Below are 14,066 nucleotides of genomic sequence, written 5' to 3'. Positions count from 1 at the left end.
CGGGCACGCCCTACGCGGCGTCCCGCATGATGTCCTCCCGCAGCCGGTTGCAGCAGCGGCTGATCAGGCGGCTCACGTGCATCTGGGAGATGCCGAGGTCCTCGGCGATGCTGCTCTGCGTCATGTCGCGGAAGAACCGCATGTACAGGATCTTCTGCTCGCGCTCCGGCAGGCTGCGCAGCTTCGGTTTGACGGCCTCGCGGTCCACGACCACGTCGAGGGCGGGGTCGGGCCCGCCGAGCGCGTCGACGAGGGTGTAGCCGTCCTCCGTGCCGGGCAGTTCGGCGTCCAGGGACAAGGCGGTGAAGCTGTCGAGGGCTTCGAGGCCGGCGGCGGCCTCCTCCTCGGTCATCCCCGCCTTCTCGGCTATCTCGGCGACCGTCGGGGCGCGCCCGCCGACCGAGTGGGACAGCTCCTGGTACGCCACCCGCACCCGGCCCCGCAGGTCCTGGACGCGGCGCGGCACGTGCAGGGTCCACATGTGGTCCCGGAAGTGCCGTTTGATCTCGCCGGTGATGGTGGGCACGGCGAAGCTCTCGAAGGCCGCGCCGCGCGAGGGGTCGTACCGGTCGACGGCCTTGACCAGGCCGAGCGCGGCGACCTGCTTGAGGTCCTCCAGCGCCTCGCCCCTGTTGCGGAACCGGCCGGCCAGCCGGTCCGCCATCGGCAGCCAGGCACGCACGATGTCCTGGCGCACGCGGTCCCGTTCCTCGCCGGGCGGCAGTGAGGCCAGGCGGCGGAACGCCTCGGCGGTGTCGGGGGCGTCATCGTGCGGATGCTTCGAGTGAGCGAGCGTAGGCATGTGGTTCTCAGCTCCCTGAACGGCGCTGACGGTTGGCTGTCACCCCGGGGAAGCTCCGCCCCGGACCGGACGTGGACAGGCACGCCCGGAGCGGGGGTCCTCCGCTCCCACGGACGTGCCTCCGGTCCGAAGCACGAGTTGCGCCTGCCCGGGGCCCGGGGTGGCAAACGCCTTGAAACCACTCTCCGCCGGATCTCCCGGAACGGCTCGCCAAGGCGGGTGCGCGAGCGCCGGGACCACGGCGCCCGCCGGCCGGTCCGGCATGCGGGAGGCGGTATAGCCGCAGTTCGGGACGGCACCGGTCCGGGCCCGGCGCCCGCGCTGCCGAAGAGCGGGACATGCCGCCGTACGGGTGACACGCGGGGGCCGCGGGGTGCGCTCGCCGCCGGTGCTCCGGGGGGCCTCGGCGCGGGCTGCGCTCCACTCGCCGTATTCGACGCCTCGGCGCGGAGTACTCCAGTACCTCCGCGTGCGGGGTGCGCTCACTCGCCCGCGCTCAGGGCCTCGGCACCCAGCACCTCCGGCCCGGTCTCCGCCGCGTCGGCCGGTGGGACGTCGGCCGGCTCCGCGGGGAGCACCAGGTCCTCGTAGCCCGACATCGCCATGACGACCGCGAGCATCACGGGCGGCAGGGCCAGGGCGATCAGTACGGCCGTCACGTCCATCGCCCCGTCCTTCCGTCCGAGTCCGCGCCGCCCGTGGGCGGAGGCCCGCCACCGGGCCCGTCAGTCCGGCCGCCGGGCCGTTCAGCCCCGCCGCCCGTCGGCGGCCGGCCCCTCCGCGGCCGGCCGGTGGGCGCCCCGGCCGCCGGTGGATGCCCGCCCGTCGGCCGCAGCGGCGAGTCCCCCCGGCCCCCCGGGCCCAAACCGCCGGGCGCCGGGCGCCGGGGTTTGCGTCGGCCGCGCCGGGTACCCGCCCGGCGACCGACACACGCGGCACCTGGGAGGGCGCCATGCAGCGAGGCAGCGACCGGCTCAGCCGGCGTCAGGACGACGCGATGAAGCACCAGCTCGAAGGGCTGCTCCGGTCCGGCCACCCCACCCGTACGGAGGAGTGGCACGACCCCGAACCGGTGGCAGACGACGACCCGGACCTGGCCTTCGGGCGCGTACCGGGCGACACGTTCGAGGCGCTGCGCCTGGAACTGGCCCGGCACCTCGCCCGTACCCCGTTCCCGGCCCACCGGGGCGACCTGTTGCGCGTCCTGCGGGAGCGCCACGCACCCGATCCGCTCACCGAGCGGGTGGAGGACCTGCCCGGAGACCGCACGTACCGCAGCGTGCAGGACGTCGCGGTGGCCCTGCACCGCGCCTGACCGGCCGGGGCGACGGAGGGAGTGACGGCAGCCGTGGCGCAGCTCGTGAGAGAGGTCATGACGGCGGGCGTCGCCGCCGTGCGCCCCGACGCCTCGCTGGTCGAGGCGGCCCAGCTGATGCGGGCGCAGGACATCGGGGACGTGCTCGTCGCCGACGGCGACCTGCTCCTCGGGGTGGTGACGGACCGCGACATCACGGTACGGGCGGTCGCCGAGGGCGCCGACCCGCTGACCGTGAACGCCGAGACCGTGTGCACCCCGGACCCCGTGTGCGTGGGCCCGGACGACGAGGTGGCGACCGCCGTGCGCCTGATGCGCCGGCACGCCGTACGGCGGCTGCCCGTCGTGGCGGACGGCCGGCCGCTCGGCGTGGTGAGCCTCGGGGACCTCGCGGTCGCCGAGGACCCGGATTCGGCCCTCGCCGAGATCAGCAGGGCGGAGCCGAACACCGAACCCGCGTGAGGGACGTGCGGGCCAGGAAGCTGACCGTGCAGATGACGAGGAAGGGAAGTACATCGTGCGCATCGCGTTTCTCACGGCGCCCGAGGGCGTCGAACAGGTCGAGCTGACCGCACCGTGGCAGGCGGTGCTCGACACGGGGGACTCGCCGGAGCTGGTGTCCACCGCGCCCGGTGAGGTGCAGGCGTTCAACCACCTCGACAAGGCGGACACGTTCCCCGTCGACCGGACGGTGGACGAGGTGTCGCCGGACGGGTACGACGCGCTGGTCCTGCCGGGCGGCGTCGCCAACCCCGACGCGCTCCGGATGGACGAGAAGGCCGTGGCCTTCGTCCGCGGATTCTTCGAGGCCGGAAAGCCCGTGGCGGCGATCTGCCACGCGCCGTGGACCCTCGTCGAGGCGGACGTGGTGCGCGGCCGGCGGCTCACCTCGTGGCCGAGCCTGCGCACGGACATCCGCAACGCGGGCGGCGAGTGGGTCGACGAGGAGGTCGTCGTCTCGCGCGACGGTTCCGGCACCACGCTGGTGACCAGCCGGAAGCCGGACGACCTGCGCGCGTTCTGCGCGGCGTTCACGGAGGAGTTCGCGAAGGCCCGCGCCGGCGCCGAGGCCGCCTGAGCCGAGGCCCTTGAGCCCGGACCGACCGAGCCGGGGTCCCGTACCGCACGGGCGCCGGCCGCCCGACCCGGCGGCCGGCGCCCGTGGCGCGTGCGTACGGGTCGCCCGGCTCCGCGCCGGTTGTGCGCCGCCGCCGTCCCGTCCCTCAGGTGCGGCGGCCCATCATGTTCAGCAGCCGCGTCTGCGCGTCGGCGTCCGGCGGCGAGGGCACCGGATCGGCGAAGAGGCCCGACGAGGCCAGCGAGTCCGCGTACGGGGTGACCTCCCGCAGCGCGAAGTCCACCAGCTGCGGCGGGAGCCGCTCGTCGGCGCCGATCGCCCGCGACAGGTCCCAGGCGTGCACCACCGCGTCCGTGATCATCTGGGAGCAGTAGGCGGTGGCCGGCGTGTCACCGGACGACAGGGACACCGTGCGGTCCAGGGCGCCGTCCTCCGCGAACGCCTCCCGCGCCCGTGCCGCCGCCCGGTCCCAGGCGGCCACCGGGTCGTCGCCGAGCACGTCCCCGTCGTACGCGTCGCCGACCTCCGCGACGGTCCGCCCGTCCCGTACCAGGTCGGGGACCCACAGCTGTTCGCCGGTCAGGTGGTTGACCAGGGCGCGCACCGGCCACTCGGTGCACGGCGTGGGCGCGTCCCACTGGTCGTCCCTGATCGCGTGGACGCGCGACGAGAACAGGTCGAGGGCCTGCTTGTGCCGGTCCAGGAGCGGGCTGCCGGACATGGGTCACCTCCGTAGGGGGTCGGGGTTCCACTCTGTGCGGCTGCGGGGCTCCACGCGACAGCAGTGCGGCCGTGTGGCGTCCGGCCGCACGGGTACTCGCCGGGAACGGACATTCCGGCCTCCGGGAGGGAGCCATGCAACTCGCCTTTCTGACCAGTCTCTACGACCGTCCGGGCCCCTGGGCCAGCGTGTATCTCGACACGTCACGGATGGACGAGTCCGCCCAGTGGCGGCAGGAGCTCATGGCGCGCAACGCGTGCGACGAGCTGGCCGCGCTCGGGTGCGACGAGGCGACCGTGCGGGCAGTCCACGAGGCGCTGTCCGACTGGCCGCGGCCGGCCGGCGAGGCCGGGCGCGCGGTCTTCGCCACGCACGGCGAGGTCGTGCTCGACCCGCCGCTGGCCGTGCGGCCGCTCGCGCCGTCCCAGGTGTTCTGGTCGGCGCTCCCCCGCCTCGGCCCGCTGCTGGACCTGGCGGCGCAGGAGCCCGTGTGCCTGGTCGCCTACATCGACCGGTCCGGCGCCGACCTGGAGCTGCGCAGCCCCATCGGGGCGATGCCGGCCGGGCAGGTGCAGGGCAGGGAGTGGCCGATGCACCGCACGTCGAGCAACGCCTGGTCCGAGCGCCACTTCCAGCTCAGTGTGGAGAACACCTGGGAGGAGAACGCCCAGAAGGTCGCCGACGCGCTCGCGGACGCCGTGCCGGAGTACGGCGTGGACGTGGTCGTCCTCGCGGGTGACGAGCGGGAGCGGCGCTCGGTCCACGAGCGGCTGCCCGTCGCGCTCACCGCCGACGTGGTGGAGAGCGAGCACGGCGGGCGGGCCGCCGGGGCCCGCCGGGACCGGCTCGACGAGGACGTGCGGGCCGCGAAGGAGGCGTTCCTGCGGCGCAGGGCCGAGGCGGAGCTGGACCGGTTCCGCGCGGCGCGGGCCCCGGAGGGGGCGAGCGCCGCGGGCTCCACGGCGGCCGAGGGCGTGCCCGCGCTGGTGGAGGCGGCGCGTGAGCACCGGATCGCGGAGCTGCTGATCCGCCCGGAGGGCCCGGACGCGCACCGCCAGGTGTGGGTGGGGGCCCGTCCGGACCAGCTGGCGGTGCGGCGTTCGGAGACGCAGTACCTGGGCGACACCGAGCCGCTGCCCGCGCGGGCGGACGACGCGCTGCTCCGGTCGGCGCTGGCGACCGGCGCGGACGTGCTGCGCGTACGGCCCGAGATCGACGACGAGCTGCCGGTCGGCGGGCTCGGGGCGCTGCTGCGCTGGCCGTACGACGAGAAGGAGACGGAGGCCGCGACGATGTAGCGGCCGGCCCCTGTCCGGTCGCGTACGCGCGGGCGCCGACGGCCTCCGGCCGTCGGCGCCCGCTGTGGCTGCGGGGTTACGCGATGCCACGCGCCCGCTCTGTGCCGCGTTACGCGATGACCCGCTCCACCAGGAGCTTCACCGCCGACGCGATGGCGTCGGCGTCGATGCCGGCCTCGTGGAGCTGCTGCTCCGGGGTGGCGGATGTGGGCATGCCGCGGACCGCGAGGCGGGCCGTGCGGGCGGCGGGGCGGCCGTCGGAGAAGACCTCCGCGACGGCGTCGCCGATACCGCCCTCCGGGTGGTGGTCCTCGACGGTGAGCAGGCAGCCGGTCTGCCGGGCGGCTTCGTCGAGGGTGTCCGCGTCGACGGGCTTGACCGAGTACAGGTCGATGACGCGTACGGGGATGCCCTCGCGCTCCAGCAGGTCGGCGGCCTTGAGGGCCTCGTGCACGGTGGCGCCGGCCGCGACGACGGTGGCCTTGTCGTCGTCGTGGCGGCGCAGCACCTTGGACCCGCCGACGGGGAACTCCTCGTCGGGGCCGTACAGGACGGGCAGGTCGCCGCGTGTGGTGCGCAGGTAGCGGATGCCGTCGAGGCCGGCCATGGCGGCGACGAGGCGGACCGTCTGGTTGGCGTCGCACGGGTAGAGGACGGTGCTGCCGTGGACGGCGCGGAGCATCGCCAGGTCCTCGAGGCCCATCTGGGAGGGGCCGTCCGGGCCGATGGCGACCCCGGCGTGCGAGCCGACGAGGTTGAGGCCGACGCGGCTGACGGCGGCCATGCGGATGAAGTCGTGGGCGCGGGTGAGGAACGCCGCGAACGTGGAGGCGTACGGCACGTAGCCGCGCGCGGCGAGGCCGACGGCGGCGGCGACCATCTGCTGTTCCGCGATGTAGCACTCGAAGTACCGGTCCGGGTGGGCCTTGGCGAAGAACTCGGTGCGGGTGGAGTCGCTGACCTCGGCGTCGAGGGCGACGACCCGGCCGAGGGCAGAGCCGACGGCTTCCAGCGCGTGCCCGTACGCGGTGCGGGTGGCCACCTCGTCCCCCACGTCGAACCGGGGCAGTTCCGGCACGGTGTCCGGCGGCACGGCGGGGGGTTCGCCGTCCGGCGGCGCCTGGACGGTGACGCGGGCGTCGCGTACGCCGCCGAGCTCGGCGATCGCGGCCTGCGCGTCCTTCAGCGGCTTGCCATGCAGGCCCTCGCGGTCCTCGGCGGCCTCGACGCCGCGGCCCTTGTGGGTGCGGGCGAGGATCGCGGTGGGCTGCCGGGTGGTGGAGCGGGCCTCGGAGAACGCCGAGTCCAGGGCCTCCACGTCGTGACCGTCCACCTCGACGACGTGCCAGCCGAAGGCGTGGAGGCGCCGTCCGTAGGCGTCCAGGTCGTGCTCGTGGCGGGTGGGGCCGCGCTGGCCGAGCCGGTTGACGTCCACCACGAGGGTGAGGTTGTCCAGGTGGTTGTACGCCGCGTGCTCGACGGCCTCCCACACCGAGCCCTCGGCCATCTCGCTGTCGCCGGACAGGACGTACACGCGGTACGGCAGCCGGTCCAGCCTCTGCCCGGCCAGCGCCATGCCGACGGCGACGGGCAGGCCCTGCCCCAGGGAGCCGGTCGCCACGTCCACCCACGGCAGCCGGGGGGTGGGGTGCCCTTCGAGGCGGCTGCCGAGCGTGCGGTACGTGAGGAGCTCGTCCTCGTCGATGGCGCCCGCGGCCCGGTACAGCGCGTACAGCAGGGGCGAGGCGTGGCCCTTGGACAGGACGAGCCGGTCGTTGCCGGGGTGGTCGGGCCGGTCGAAGTCGTAGCGCAGGTGGTGGGCGAGGAGGACGGCCGCGATGTCGGCGGCCGACATGGACGACGTGGGGTGGCCGGAGCCGGCCGCGTCGGACGCGCGGACGGCGTCGACGCGCAGCTGCTGGCCCAGTTCGGTGAGTTCTTCGGGGCTCATGTCACTCCTTGCGGGGTGCGGGGCCGGTCTTGGCCAGCTCGGGCGAGGCCGTGTCGAGGGGGACCTGCCAGGAGCGGACCAGCCCGAGCTGGACGGCCTGGCGGGGCAGGGCCGCGTCCAGGAGCCAGTCGGCGGCGACCCGCACGCGGTTGCCGGGCATGGCGGCCAGGTGGTAGCCGCGGGTGACGGCTCCGGCGAGGATGCCCGAGAGGGGGACGCCGAGCGGGTTGGCGGCGGCCTTGACCCCGCCGAGGTCGACGGCGAAGCCGAGGTCGCTGTGGCGGTACGGGACGGGGTCGCCGACGCCGAGGGACGCGGCGACGTTGCGGGCGGCCACCTTGCCCTGCCGCGCGGCGTGCTGGGCGGTCATGGGCGTGAACTCGCCCGGCCGGTGCAGGTCCGGAACGGCGGCGGCGTCGCCGCAGGCGTAGACGCCGGGCTTGCCGGGCACCTCCAGCTGCGGGGTGACGACGAGCCGGCCGCGCTCGACGGGCAGGCCCAGCTCGGAGACGAGCGGGTCGGGGCGCACCCCGACGCACCAGATCAGGGAGCGCGTCGCCACGAACTCGCCGGTGTCCAGCAGGACGCCCTCACGTGTGGACTCCTTGACGGAGGTGCCCATGCGGACGTCCACGCCGCGGGAGCGGAGCACCTGGTCGGCGGTGTCCGACAGGCGCTTGTCGAGGCCCGGCAGGACCCGGTCGGCGACGTCGAGGAGCATCCAGCGGGGCCGTACGCCCTCGGGCCAGGCGGGGTGCTTGCGGACCAGCGCGTCGGTGAACATCTTGCCGTGGGCGGCGACCTCCGTGCCGGTGTAGCCGGCTCCGACGACGACGAAGGTGCAGCGCGAGGTGCACTCGGCGGGGTCGGCGGCGGACGCGGCGAGCTCCACCTGCCGGGTGATGTGGTCGCGCAGGTAGAGCGCTTCGGGCAGGCCGCGGAAGCCGGTGGCGTGCTCGGCGACGCCCGGGATCGGCAGGAGCTTGCTGACGCTGCCGACGGCGAGGACCAGCCGGTCGTAGCCGAGGTCGCCGGGGGTGCCCTCCGGGTCGGTGTAGTGGACGCGGCGGGCGTCGAGGTCGACGCGTCCCGCCTCGCCGAGGACGAGCCGTACGTGGCGCAGGGTGCCCGGCAGGGACACGGTGACGCGGCGGGGTTCGAGTACGCCCGCGGCGACCTGCGGCAGCAGGGGCAGGTAGAGGAAGTAGTCCGTGGGGTTGAGCAGGACGATCTCGGCACGTCCGCGCAGCGTGCGGGAGAGTTCGCGGGCGGTCTGGTAGCCGGCGAAGCCGGCTCCGACGATGAGGACGCGCGGGCGGCGCCGCGGCTGGGTGGTCACTGGGCCTCCCGAGGGATGGTGTGCGGTTCAGGCTCGGTGGTGCGGTGCCTCCGGGTCGGCGGGCGGCCCCGGCGGCGTCGCCGGTTCGGTCGGTTCGGCGGGGGCGGCGTCCTGCGGTGGCGGGGGCGGCACGACCGGGGCGGGTGAGGCTCCGGGCGCGACGACGCGGACCTCGCCGGGCTCACCGCCGTCGCCGGCTTGCGTGTCGGGTCCCGTGGGCTCCGGTTCGAGGGCGCGCAGGGGGTGGCGTTCGGCGGTGCGGGCGGCGCGGCGGCGGACCACCGTGACGAGCGCGGCCACCAGGGCACCGCCGAGCGCCGCGGTGGCCGCCCGGGCCGGCTGCCGGGACCGCGGGGTCTTGTTTCTCATGGGGCGCCGGGTACCCGGGGCGCCGCGCCGCTAACAGCCCGTGTCCGCCGACGTGGTGGGACGCGCGGCGGTCCCGCGGGGCCCGCCCGCCCACGGCCGTCCCACATCGCGAGAAAGCCGTCTCGCCATGCGGCGGAATGCCGTAGCGTGGCGCCCGTACCGCCCATCGAGTCGGACGGGGAGCGGAGCCGTGAAGGACGCTGTCTACACCCATGGACACCACGAGTCGGTGCTGCGCTCGCACCGCTGGCGTACGGCCGGGAACTCCGCGGCGTACCTGCTGGGCGAGTTGCGCCCCGGCCTGGAGGTGCTGGACGTGGGGTGCGGTCCCGGCACGATCACGGCGGACCTGGCCGAGCGGGTGGCGCCGGGCCGGGTGACGGCGGTGGACGCGTCGGCCGGCGTGCTGGAGCAGGCACGGGCGGCGGCCGCGGAACGGGGCCTGGACACGGTGGAGTTCGCGGTGGCGGACGTGCACGCGCTGGACTTCCCCGACGACAGCTTCGACGTGGTCCACGCCCACCAGGTGCTCCAGCACGTGGGGGATCCCGTCGGCGCGCTGCGCGAGATGCGGCGGGTGTGCCGGCCCGGCGGGGTCGTCGCCGTGCGGGACAGCGACTACGCGGGGTTCACCTGGTTCCCCGAGGTGCCGGAGCTGTCGGAGTGGCTGGCGCTGTACCGGCGGGTGGCGCGCGCCAACGGCGGCGAGCCGGACGCGGGGCGCAGGCTCCTGTCGTGGGCGCGGGCCGCCGGGTTCACCGACATCACGGCCGGCGCCTCGATGTGGTGCTTCGCCACACCCGGGGACCGTGCCTGGTGGAGCGGGCTGTGGGCGGACCGCACGACGCGGTCGGCGTACGGGCGGCTGGCGGTGGAGGCGGGCCACACGTCGCCGGAGCGGCTGGCCGCCCTCGCCGAGGGATGGCGGGAGTGGGGGCGCCACGACGACGGCTGGTTCGGGGTGCCGCACGGGGAGATCCTCTGCCGGGTGTGATCCGTTCCAACTACCCTGGTGCGCATGGAGATCCTCGGTACCACACTGCGCGTCTGCGTCGACGACCTGGACGCCGCGACGGCGTTCTACGAGCGCCTCACGGGAGCCCCGGCCCTGCGGTTCGAGCGCGGCGGGGTCCGCGTCGCGGCGGTCGGCTGCTTCCTCCTGATGAGCGGCCCCGAATCGGAGCTGGAGGTGCTGCGCAAGGTCACGGCGACGATCGCGGTGGCGGACGTGGACGCGGCGCACGCGACGCTGACCGAGGTGGGTGCGAAGATCGTGGCCGGTCCGGTGCCCACGCCGGTGGGCCGCAATCTGATCGCGATCCACCCGGACGGCTCGGTCTTCGAGTACGTGGACCGGCGCACGCCCGACGCCGACGGCACGCCGTAGGCACGGCTCTACGGGACGGTCCCCGGACGGACCGGTGCCCGCCGCCACGCGACGGCCCATCGCCGCGGGAAGGTCGTCGCCGGCGGGGAGGACCATCGCGAACGCCGGCGCGAAAAGCACCGGCCCCCAGGGGCGCGGCGGTCGGCGGCGCGGCGGTCGGCGGCGCGGCGGCCGGCGGCGCGGGGCGGCGGTCAGCGGCGGGGGCCGCCGACGGGCGGGAGGGGCATCTCCGCGGTGATCGCCCAGCGTTCGTGGTCGCGCCAGGCGCCGTCGACGCGGAGCATCGCCGGGGAGTAGCCCTCCTTGCGGAAGCCCGCGCGGCGCACCAGGGCGAGCGAACCGTGGTTGCCCGGCTGGATGTTGGCCTCCAGCCGGTGCAGTCCGAGCGGGCCGAAGGCGTGGTGGACGACGAGCGCGAGGGCCTCGCTCATCAGTCCGCGCCCGGCGGCGTGCGCGAAGGCCCCGTATCCGAGGGCGCCGCACTGGAACGCGCCCCGCACGATGTTGTTGATGTTGACGAACCCGGCGATGGCGCCGCCGTCGCGCTCGCACACCAGGTACCCGAGCCGGGCCGGGTCCTCGATGAGGGCGCGGGCGTATCCGGCGTAGGCCTCGGCCGTGTCGGGCGGGAACAGCCAGGGGTGGTGCAGGTCCTTGCTCTCCCGTGCCCGCGCGGTGAACTCCCCGGCGTCCTCGTGACGGAAGGGGCGCAGGCCCACGCGGGGGCCCTCGGCGAGGTACGGCGGGTGCGGCGCGGTGACGTCGGACATCGGTCCAGCGTAGATCGCCTCCACCACCGGCCCAAGCTTGTCAGACAAGCACGGATTGCCTGGTGGGCGGCGGGCGGCATACCGTGCGGGTGATCGGCGGACAGGCGAGCCAGGAGGTATCTGCGGTGGTCGGTGCGGAGCAGCGGCGTCCGGTCGTGGTGCTGTACGAGCGGATCGTCGACGCCATCAACGCCGGCACCTACCCGCCCGGCTCCACCCTGCCGTCCGAGCCGCGCCTCGCCGCCGAACTCGGCGTCAGCCGGCCTGCCCTGCGCGAGGCGCTGCTGCTGCTCCAGGAGGACGGGCTGCTGTCGGTGCGCCGCGGCGTGGGCCGCACCGTCAACGACCAGCCGCCCCGGCGCGGTTTCGAGCACGTCCGGCCCCTGGAGGAGCTGCTCGGCGCGGGCGCCCCCGTCCGCGTACGGGCGCTGCTGCGGACCGTGGAGGAGCCGACCGACTTCACCGCCCAGCACCTGCTGGCCCCCGTCCGGGCGGAGCTGCGGTTCTGGGAGTCCCTGCTGGCGGCCGAGGGCACGGCGGCGGCGCTCAGCCAGGAGTGGGCGGCGCCCGACGAGGTGCTGGAGCGGGCCCATCCGTCCTTCGCCGCCGCCCTGCGGGAGGCCGCGGCGCCGGAGCGCACCTCGATGCTGGCGGTGCTGGCCGGGGCGTCGCGCGGGGTGGCGCTCGGGGCGCACAGCGCGGTCACGGCGACCCTGCTCGGGCAGCGGCGCGGCGAGCAGCTGGACCGGCCGGCGGACACCCCGGCGGTGCTGGTCACCCAGGTCGTGCGGGTCGGGGAGACGCCCGTGCTCGCGGCCAAGCACATGCTGCCGACGGGCGCGCCCGCGCTGCCGGTGCTCCAGTCCAACTGAGCCCCGCGGCGCCCGGTGGGCGGCCTGTCGTACGGGTCACGGCACCCGCCGCGCGCTTGCCCTACACTCCGGTCATGCACTTGTCTGACAACCTCGCCTCGACCGTCTCCGTCGCGGACTGGATCCGCCGGGCCCCCAAGGCCGTGCTGCACGACCACCTGGACGGCGGGCTGCGCCCCGCCACGATCATCGAGCTGGCCCGCGCGTGCGGCTACACCGGTCTGCCCACCGAGGACCCGGCCGAGCTGGCCGTGTGGTTCCGCGACGCGGCCGACTCCGGTTCGCTGGAGCGGTACCTGGAGACGTTCGCCCACACCTGCGCGGTGATGCAGACCCGCGAGGCGCTGTTCCGCGTCGCGGCCGAGTGCGCCGAGGACCTGGCGGCGGACGGGGTCGTCTACGCCGAGGTCCGCTACGCCCCCGAGCAGCACCTGTCGGCCGGGCTGACGCTGGACGAGGTCGTCGAGGCGGTGAACGAGGGCTTCCGCGAGGGCGAGCGCCGCACCGGCGGCCGCGTCACCGTGGGCACCCTGCTCACCGGCATGCGCCACACGGACCGCTCCCTGGAGATAGCCGAGCTGACCGTCGCGCACCGGGACCGGGGCGTGTGCGGCTTCGACATCGCGGGCGGCGAGATCGGCAACCCGCCGTCCCGCCACCTCCCGGCGTTCCAGCACCTCAAGCGGCACAACTGCCACTTCACCATCCACGCGGGCGAGGCGGTCGGCGCCGAGTCGATCCACGAGGCCGTGCAGGTGTGCGGCGCGGAGCGGATCGGCCACGGCGTGCGGATCACCGACGACATCGCCGAGGACGGCACGCTCGGCCACCTCGCCGCGTACGTCCGCGACAACCGCATCGCCCTGGAGGTCTGCCCGACCTCCAACCTCCAGACGGGCGCCGCGAAGGACTACGCCTCGCACCCCATCGACCGGCTGCGCCGCCTGGGCTTCCGCGTCACCCTCAACACGGACAACCGGCTCGTGTCCGGCACCACCATGAGCGAGGAGTTCCAGCACATGGCGGACGCCTTCGGCTACGGCCCCGACGTGTTCGAGGAGTTCACCGTCGCCGCCGTCGAGGCCGCGTTCCTGCCGCTGCCGGAGCGCCGCCGGATCATCGAGGAGATCGTCCGCCCCGGCTACGCCGCGGTCCGCGCCGCCGGCTGACCGGACGCCGCACGCACCGGACGCCCGCCCCGCGCGCTCAGCGCAGGGCGGGCGTCTCCAGTACGAGCGTCCCGGCGTCCGCGTCCAGTACGGCTTCGACGCCCAGCGGCACGGTCAGCGCGGGCGTGCCGTGCCCGAAGCCCAGCTCCTCCACGACCGGCACCCCGAGCCCCCCGAGCCGGTCGAGCAGGACCGCGCGCACGGCCTCGTACGGGCCGCACTCCTCCCACGAGCCGAGCGCCACGCCCGCCACCCCGTCCAGCACCCCGGCCCTCAGCAGCTGCGTCAGCATCCGGTCGATCCGGTACGGCTCCTCCCCCACGTCCTCCAGGAGCAGCAGCCCGCCCCGCAGCGACGCCCGGCCGTCCGGCGTGCCGAGGCCGGCGGCGAGCAGGCTGAGGCAGCCGCCCACGGTGACGCCCCGGGCCCGCCCCGGCACCAGCGGCCGTGCCGTGCCCGCGCCGAGCACCCGTACCGCCTCCGGCTCCATCAGCGTGGCCCGCAGCGACTCCTGGGTGGCGGCGTCCTTGAGGAAGGCGGCCGCCCCGGCCATCGGCCCGTGCACGGTGGCCAGGCCCAGGCGCAGCGCGAACGCCTCGTGGAGCGCCGTCGCGTCGCTGAACCCGACGAACACCTTCGGCCCGGCGGCCCGCATCGCGTCCCAGTCGAGCAGGTCCACGATCCGCTGCGCGCCGTACCCGCCGCGGGCGCTGACCACCGCGTCCACGTCCGGGTCGCACCAGGCGGCCTCAAGGTCGCGGGCCCGGTCCTCGTCGGTGCCCGCCAGGTAGCGGAAGCCGGGGTGGCGGTCCAGGGCGTGCGGCAGGGCCACGGGGTCCAGGTCCCAGCCGCGCAGCAGGTCGAGCCCGGCCGCGAGGCGCTCCTCGGGCACCGGTCCCGAGGGGGCGACGACCGCGACCCGCGCGCCCGGCCGCAGCCGCTCCGGCCGGGTCAGCGGCGCGAGCGGCGCCGGAGCCGGCACCGGGCGCGGGGGC

General features: G+C 75.5%; 16 protein-coding genes. 8 read left to right on the top strand and 8 right to left on the bottom strand.

Annotated features, from left to right (window positions below; genetic code table 11):
• Positions 1–10: 10 nt before the first annotated feature.
• On the bottom strand, positions 11–802 hold the full coding sequence (locus ACSUPT_RS25550) for a SigB/SigF/SigG family RNA polymerase sigma factor (RefSeq protein ID WP_361663187.1): 792 nt from the start codon (positions 800–802) through the stop codon (positions 11–13).
• 482 nt (positions 803–1,284) lie between these two features.
• Positions 1,285–1,467, bottom strand: a complete 183-nt coding sequence (locus ACSUPT_RS25545; RefSeq protein ID WP_351964759.1) for a hypothetical protein — start codon at positions 1,465–1,467, stop codon at positions 1,285–1,287.
• A gap of 287 nt (positions 1,468–1,754) precedes the next feature.
• Here ACSUPT_RS25545 and ACSUPT_RS25540 point away from each other — a divergent pair, with 287 nt between their 5' ends.
• The 3 genes from ACSUPT_RS25540 to ACSUPT_RS25530 are packed head-to-tail and all read left to right on the top strand — an operon-like array spanning position 1,755 to position 3,195.
• Entirely contained in the window at positions 1,755–2,117 is a 363-nt protein-coding gene (locus tag ACSUPT_RS25540; protein WP_351964758.1) for a DUF2795 domain-containing protein, read from the top strand.
• Between the two features lie 33 nt (positions 2,118–2,150).
• Positions 2,151–2,579, top strand: a complete 429-nt coding sequence (locus ACSUPT_RS25535) for a CBS domain-containing protein (RefSeq protein ID WP_351964757.1) — start codon at positions 2,151–2,153, stop codon at positions 2,577–2,579.
• A gap of 55 nt (positions 2,580–2,634) precedes the next feature.
• On the top strand, positions 2,635–3,195 hold the full coding sequence (locus ACSUPT_RS25530) for a type 1 glutamine amidotransferase domain-containing protein (protein ID WP_351964756.1): 561 nt from the start codon (positions 2,635–2,637) through the stop codon (positions 3,193–3,195).
• Positions 3,196–3,340: 145 nt separating this feature from the next.
• On the opposite strand, the gene ACSUPT_RS25525 is transcribed toward ACSUPT_RS25530, so the two are convergent.
• Positions 3,341–3,916, bottom strand: coding sequence for a TIGR03086 family metal-binding protein (locus ACSUPT_RS25525; RefSeq protein WP_361663193.1), 576 nt, complete (start codon positions 3,914–3,916; stop codon positions 3,341–3,343).
• 134 nt (positions 3,917–4,050) lie between these two features.
• Here ACSUPT_RS25525 and ACSUPT_RS25520 point away from each other — a divergent pair, with 134 nt between their 5' ends.
• A complete protein-coding gene (locus tag ACSUPT_RS25520) occupies positions 4,051–5,214 on the top strand; it encodes a baeRF2 domain-containing protein (RefSeq protein WP_351964754.1) in 1,164 nt (387 codons plus the stop codon).
• A gap of 109 nt (positions 5,215–5,323) precedes the next feature.
• On the opposite strand, the gene ACSUPT_RS25515 is transcribed toward ACSUPT_RS25520, so the two are convergent.
• The 3 genes from ACSUPT_RS25515 to ACSUPT_RS25505 are packed head-to-tail and all read right to left on the bottom strand — an operon-like array spanning position 5,324 to position 8,873.
• Positions 5,324–7,165, bottom strand: coding sequence for a transketolase (locus tag ACSUPT_RS25515; protein WP_436945643.1), 1,842 nt, complete (start codon positions 7,163–7,165; stop codon positions 5,324–5,326).
• A gap of 1 nt (position 7,166) precedes the next feature.
• On the bottom strand, positions 7,167–8,504 hold the full coding sequence (locus ACSUPT_RS25510; RefSeq protein WP_351964752.1) for an NAD(P)/FAD-dependent oxidoreductase: 1,338 nt from the start codon (positions 8,502–8,504) through the stop codon (positions 7,167–7,169).
• Between the two features lie 27 nt (positions 8,505–8,531).
• On the bottom strand, positions 8,532–8,873 hold the full coding sequence (locus tag ACSUPT_RS25505) for a hypothetical protein (protein WP_351964751.1): 342 nt from the start codon (positions 8,871–8,873) through the stop codon (positions 8,532–8,534).
• Between the two features lie 127 nt (positions 8,874–9,000).
• On the opposite strand from ACSUPT_RS25505, the gene ACSUPT_RS25500 reads away from it, so the two are divergent.
• Together ACSUPT_RS25500 and ACSUPT_RS25495 are read left to right on the top strand one after the other, a co-directional pair.
• A complete protein-coding gene (locus ACSUPT_RS25500; RefSeq protein WP_436945641.1) occupies positions 9,001–9,867 on the top strand; it encodes a class I SAM-dependent methyltransferase in 867 nt (288 codons plus the stop codon).
• A 24-nt stretch (positions 9,868–9,891) separates the two neighbouring features.
• The gene (locus ACSUPT_RS25495) at positions 9,892–10,260 is read left to right on the top strand and encodes a VOC family protein (protein WP_351964749.1); all 369 of its coding nucleotides are present in this window, start codon (positions 9,892–9,894) and stop codon (positions 10,258–10,260) included.
• Positions 10,261–10,451: 191 nt separating this feature from the next.
• Here the strand turns inward: ACSUPT_RS25495 and ACSUPT_RS25490 are convergent, their stop codons facing one another.
• Positions 10,452–11,030 (bottom strand): GNAT family N-acetyltransferase, encoded by a 579-nt coding sequence (locus tag ACSUPT_RS25490; protein WP_399217584.1) that lies wholly within the window; start codon positions 11,028–11,030, stop codon positions 10,452–10,454.
• 125 nt (positions 11,031–11,155) lie between these two features.
• Here ACSUPT_RS25490 and ACSUPT_RS25485 point away from each other — a divergent pair, with 125 nt between their 5' ends.
• Together ACSUPT_RS25485 and ACSUPT_RS25480 are read left to right on the top strand one after the other, a co-directional pair.
• A complete protein-coding gene (locus tag ACSUPT_RS25485) occupies positions 11,156–11,902 on the top strand; it encodes a GntR family transcriptional regulator (RefSeq protein WP_351964747.1) in 747 nt (248 codons plus the stop codon).
• 74 nt (positions 11,903–11,976) lie between these two features.
• Entirely contained in the window at positions 11,977–13,071 is a 1,095-nt protein-coding gene (locus tag ACSUPT_RS25480; protein ID WP_436945637.1) for an adenosine deaminase, read from the top strand.
• Between the two features lie 37 nt (positions 13,072–13,108).
• Here ACSUPT_RS25480 and ACSUPT_RS25475 read toward each other — a convergent pair whose 3' ends face one another.
• Complete coding sequence (locus ACSUPT_RS25475) at positions 13,109–14,053, bottom strand: S66 peptidase family protein (RefSeq protein ID WP_399217860.1); 945 nt, start codon at positions 14,051–14,053, stop codon at positions 13,109–13,111.
• Positions 14,054–14,066: the final 13 nt, after the last annotated feature.

The organism is Streptomyces sp. SudanB25_2051, assembly GCF_964272635.1.
Classification (GTDB): domain Bacteria; phylum Actinomycetota; class Actinomycetes; order Streptomycetales; family Streptomycetaceae; genus Streptomyces.
The sequence above is the reverse complement of the archived record's forward strand: the minus strand, read 5'-3'. Positions and strand labels throughout refer to the sequence as shown.

Coding starts and splice junctions, on each gene's coding strand:
- ACSUPT_RS25550 (WP_361663187.1), bottom strand. CDS start 802: ATGCCTACGCTCGCTCACTCGAAGCATCCGCACGATGACGCCCCCGAC.
- ACSUPT_RS25545 (WP_351964759.1), bottom strand. CDS start 1,467: ATGGACGTGACGGCCGTACTGATCGCCCTGGCCCTGCCGCCCGTGATG.
- ACSUPT_RS25540 (WP_351964758.1), top strand. CDS start 1,755: ATGCAGCGAGGCAGCGACCGGCTCAGCCGGCGTCAGGACGACGCGATG.
- ACSUPT_RS25525 (WP_361663193.1), bottom strand. CDS start 3,916: ATGTCCGGCAGCCCGCTCCTGGACCGGCACAAGCAGGCCCTCGACCTG.
- ACSUPT_RS25520 (WP_351964754.1), top strand. CDS start 4,051: ATGCAACTCGCCTTTCTGACCAGTCTCTACGACCGTCCGGGCCCCTGG.
- ACSUPT_RS25515 (WP_436945643.1), bottom strand. CDS start 7,165: ATGAGCCCCGAAGAACTCACCGAACTGGGCCAGCAGCTGCGCGTCGAC.
- ACSUPT_RS25505 (WP_351964751.1), bottom strand. CDS start 8,873: ATGAGAAACAAGACCCCGCGGTCCCGGCAGCCGGCCCGGGCGGCCACC.
- ACSUPT_RS25500 (WP_436945641.1), top strand. CDS start 9,001: ATGCGGCGGAATGCCGTAGCGTGGCGCCCGTACCGCCCATCGAGTCGG.
- ACSUPT_RS25495 (WP_351964749.1), top strand. CDS start 9,892: ATGGAGATCCTCGGTACCACACTGCGCGTCTGCGTCGACGACCTGGAC.
- ACSUPT_RS25490 (WP_399217584.1), bottom strand. CDS start 11,030: ATGTCCGACGTCACCGCGCCGCACCCGCCGTACCTCGCCGAGGGCCCC.
- ACSUPT_RS25480 (WP_436945637.1), top strand. CDS start 11,977: ATGCACTTGTCTGACAACCTCGCCTCGACCGTCTCCGTCGCGGACTGG.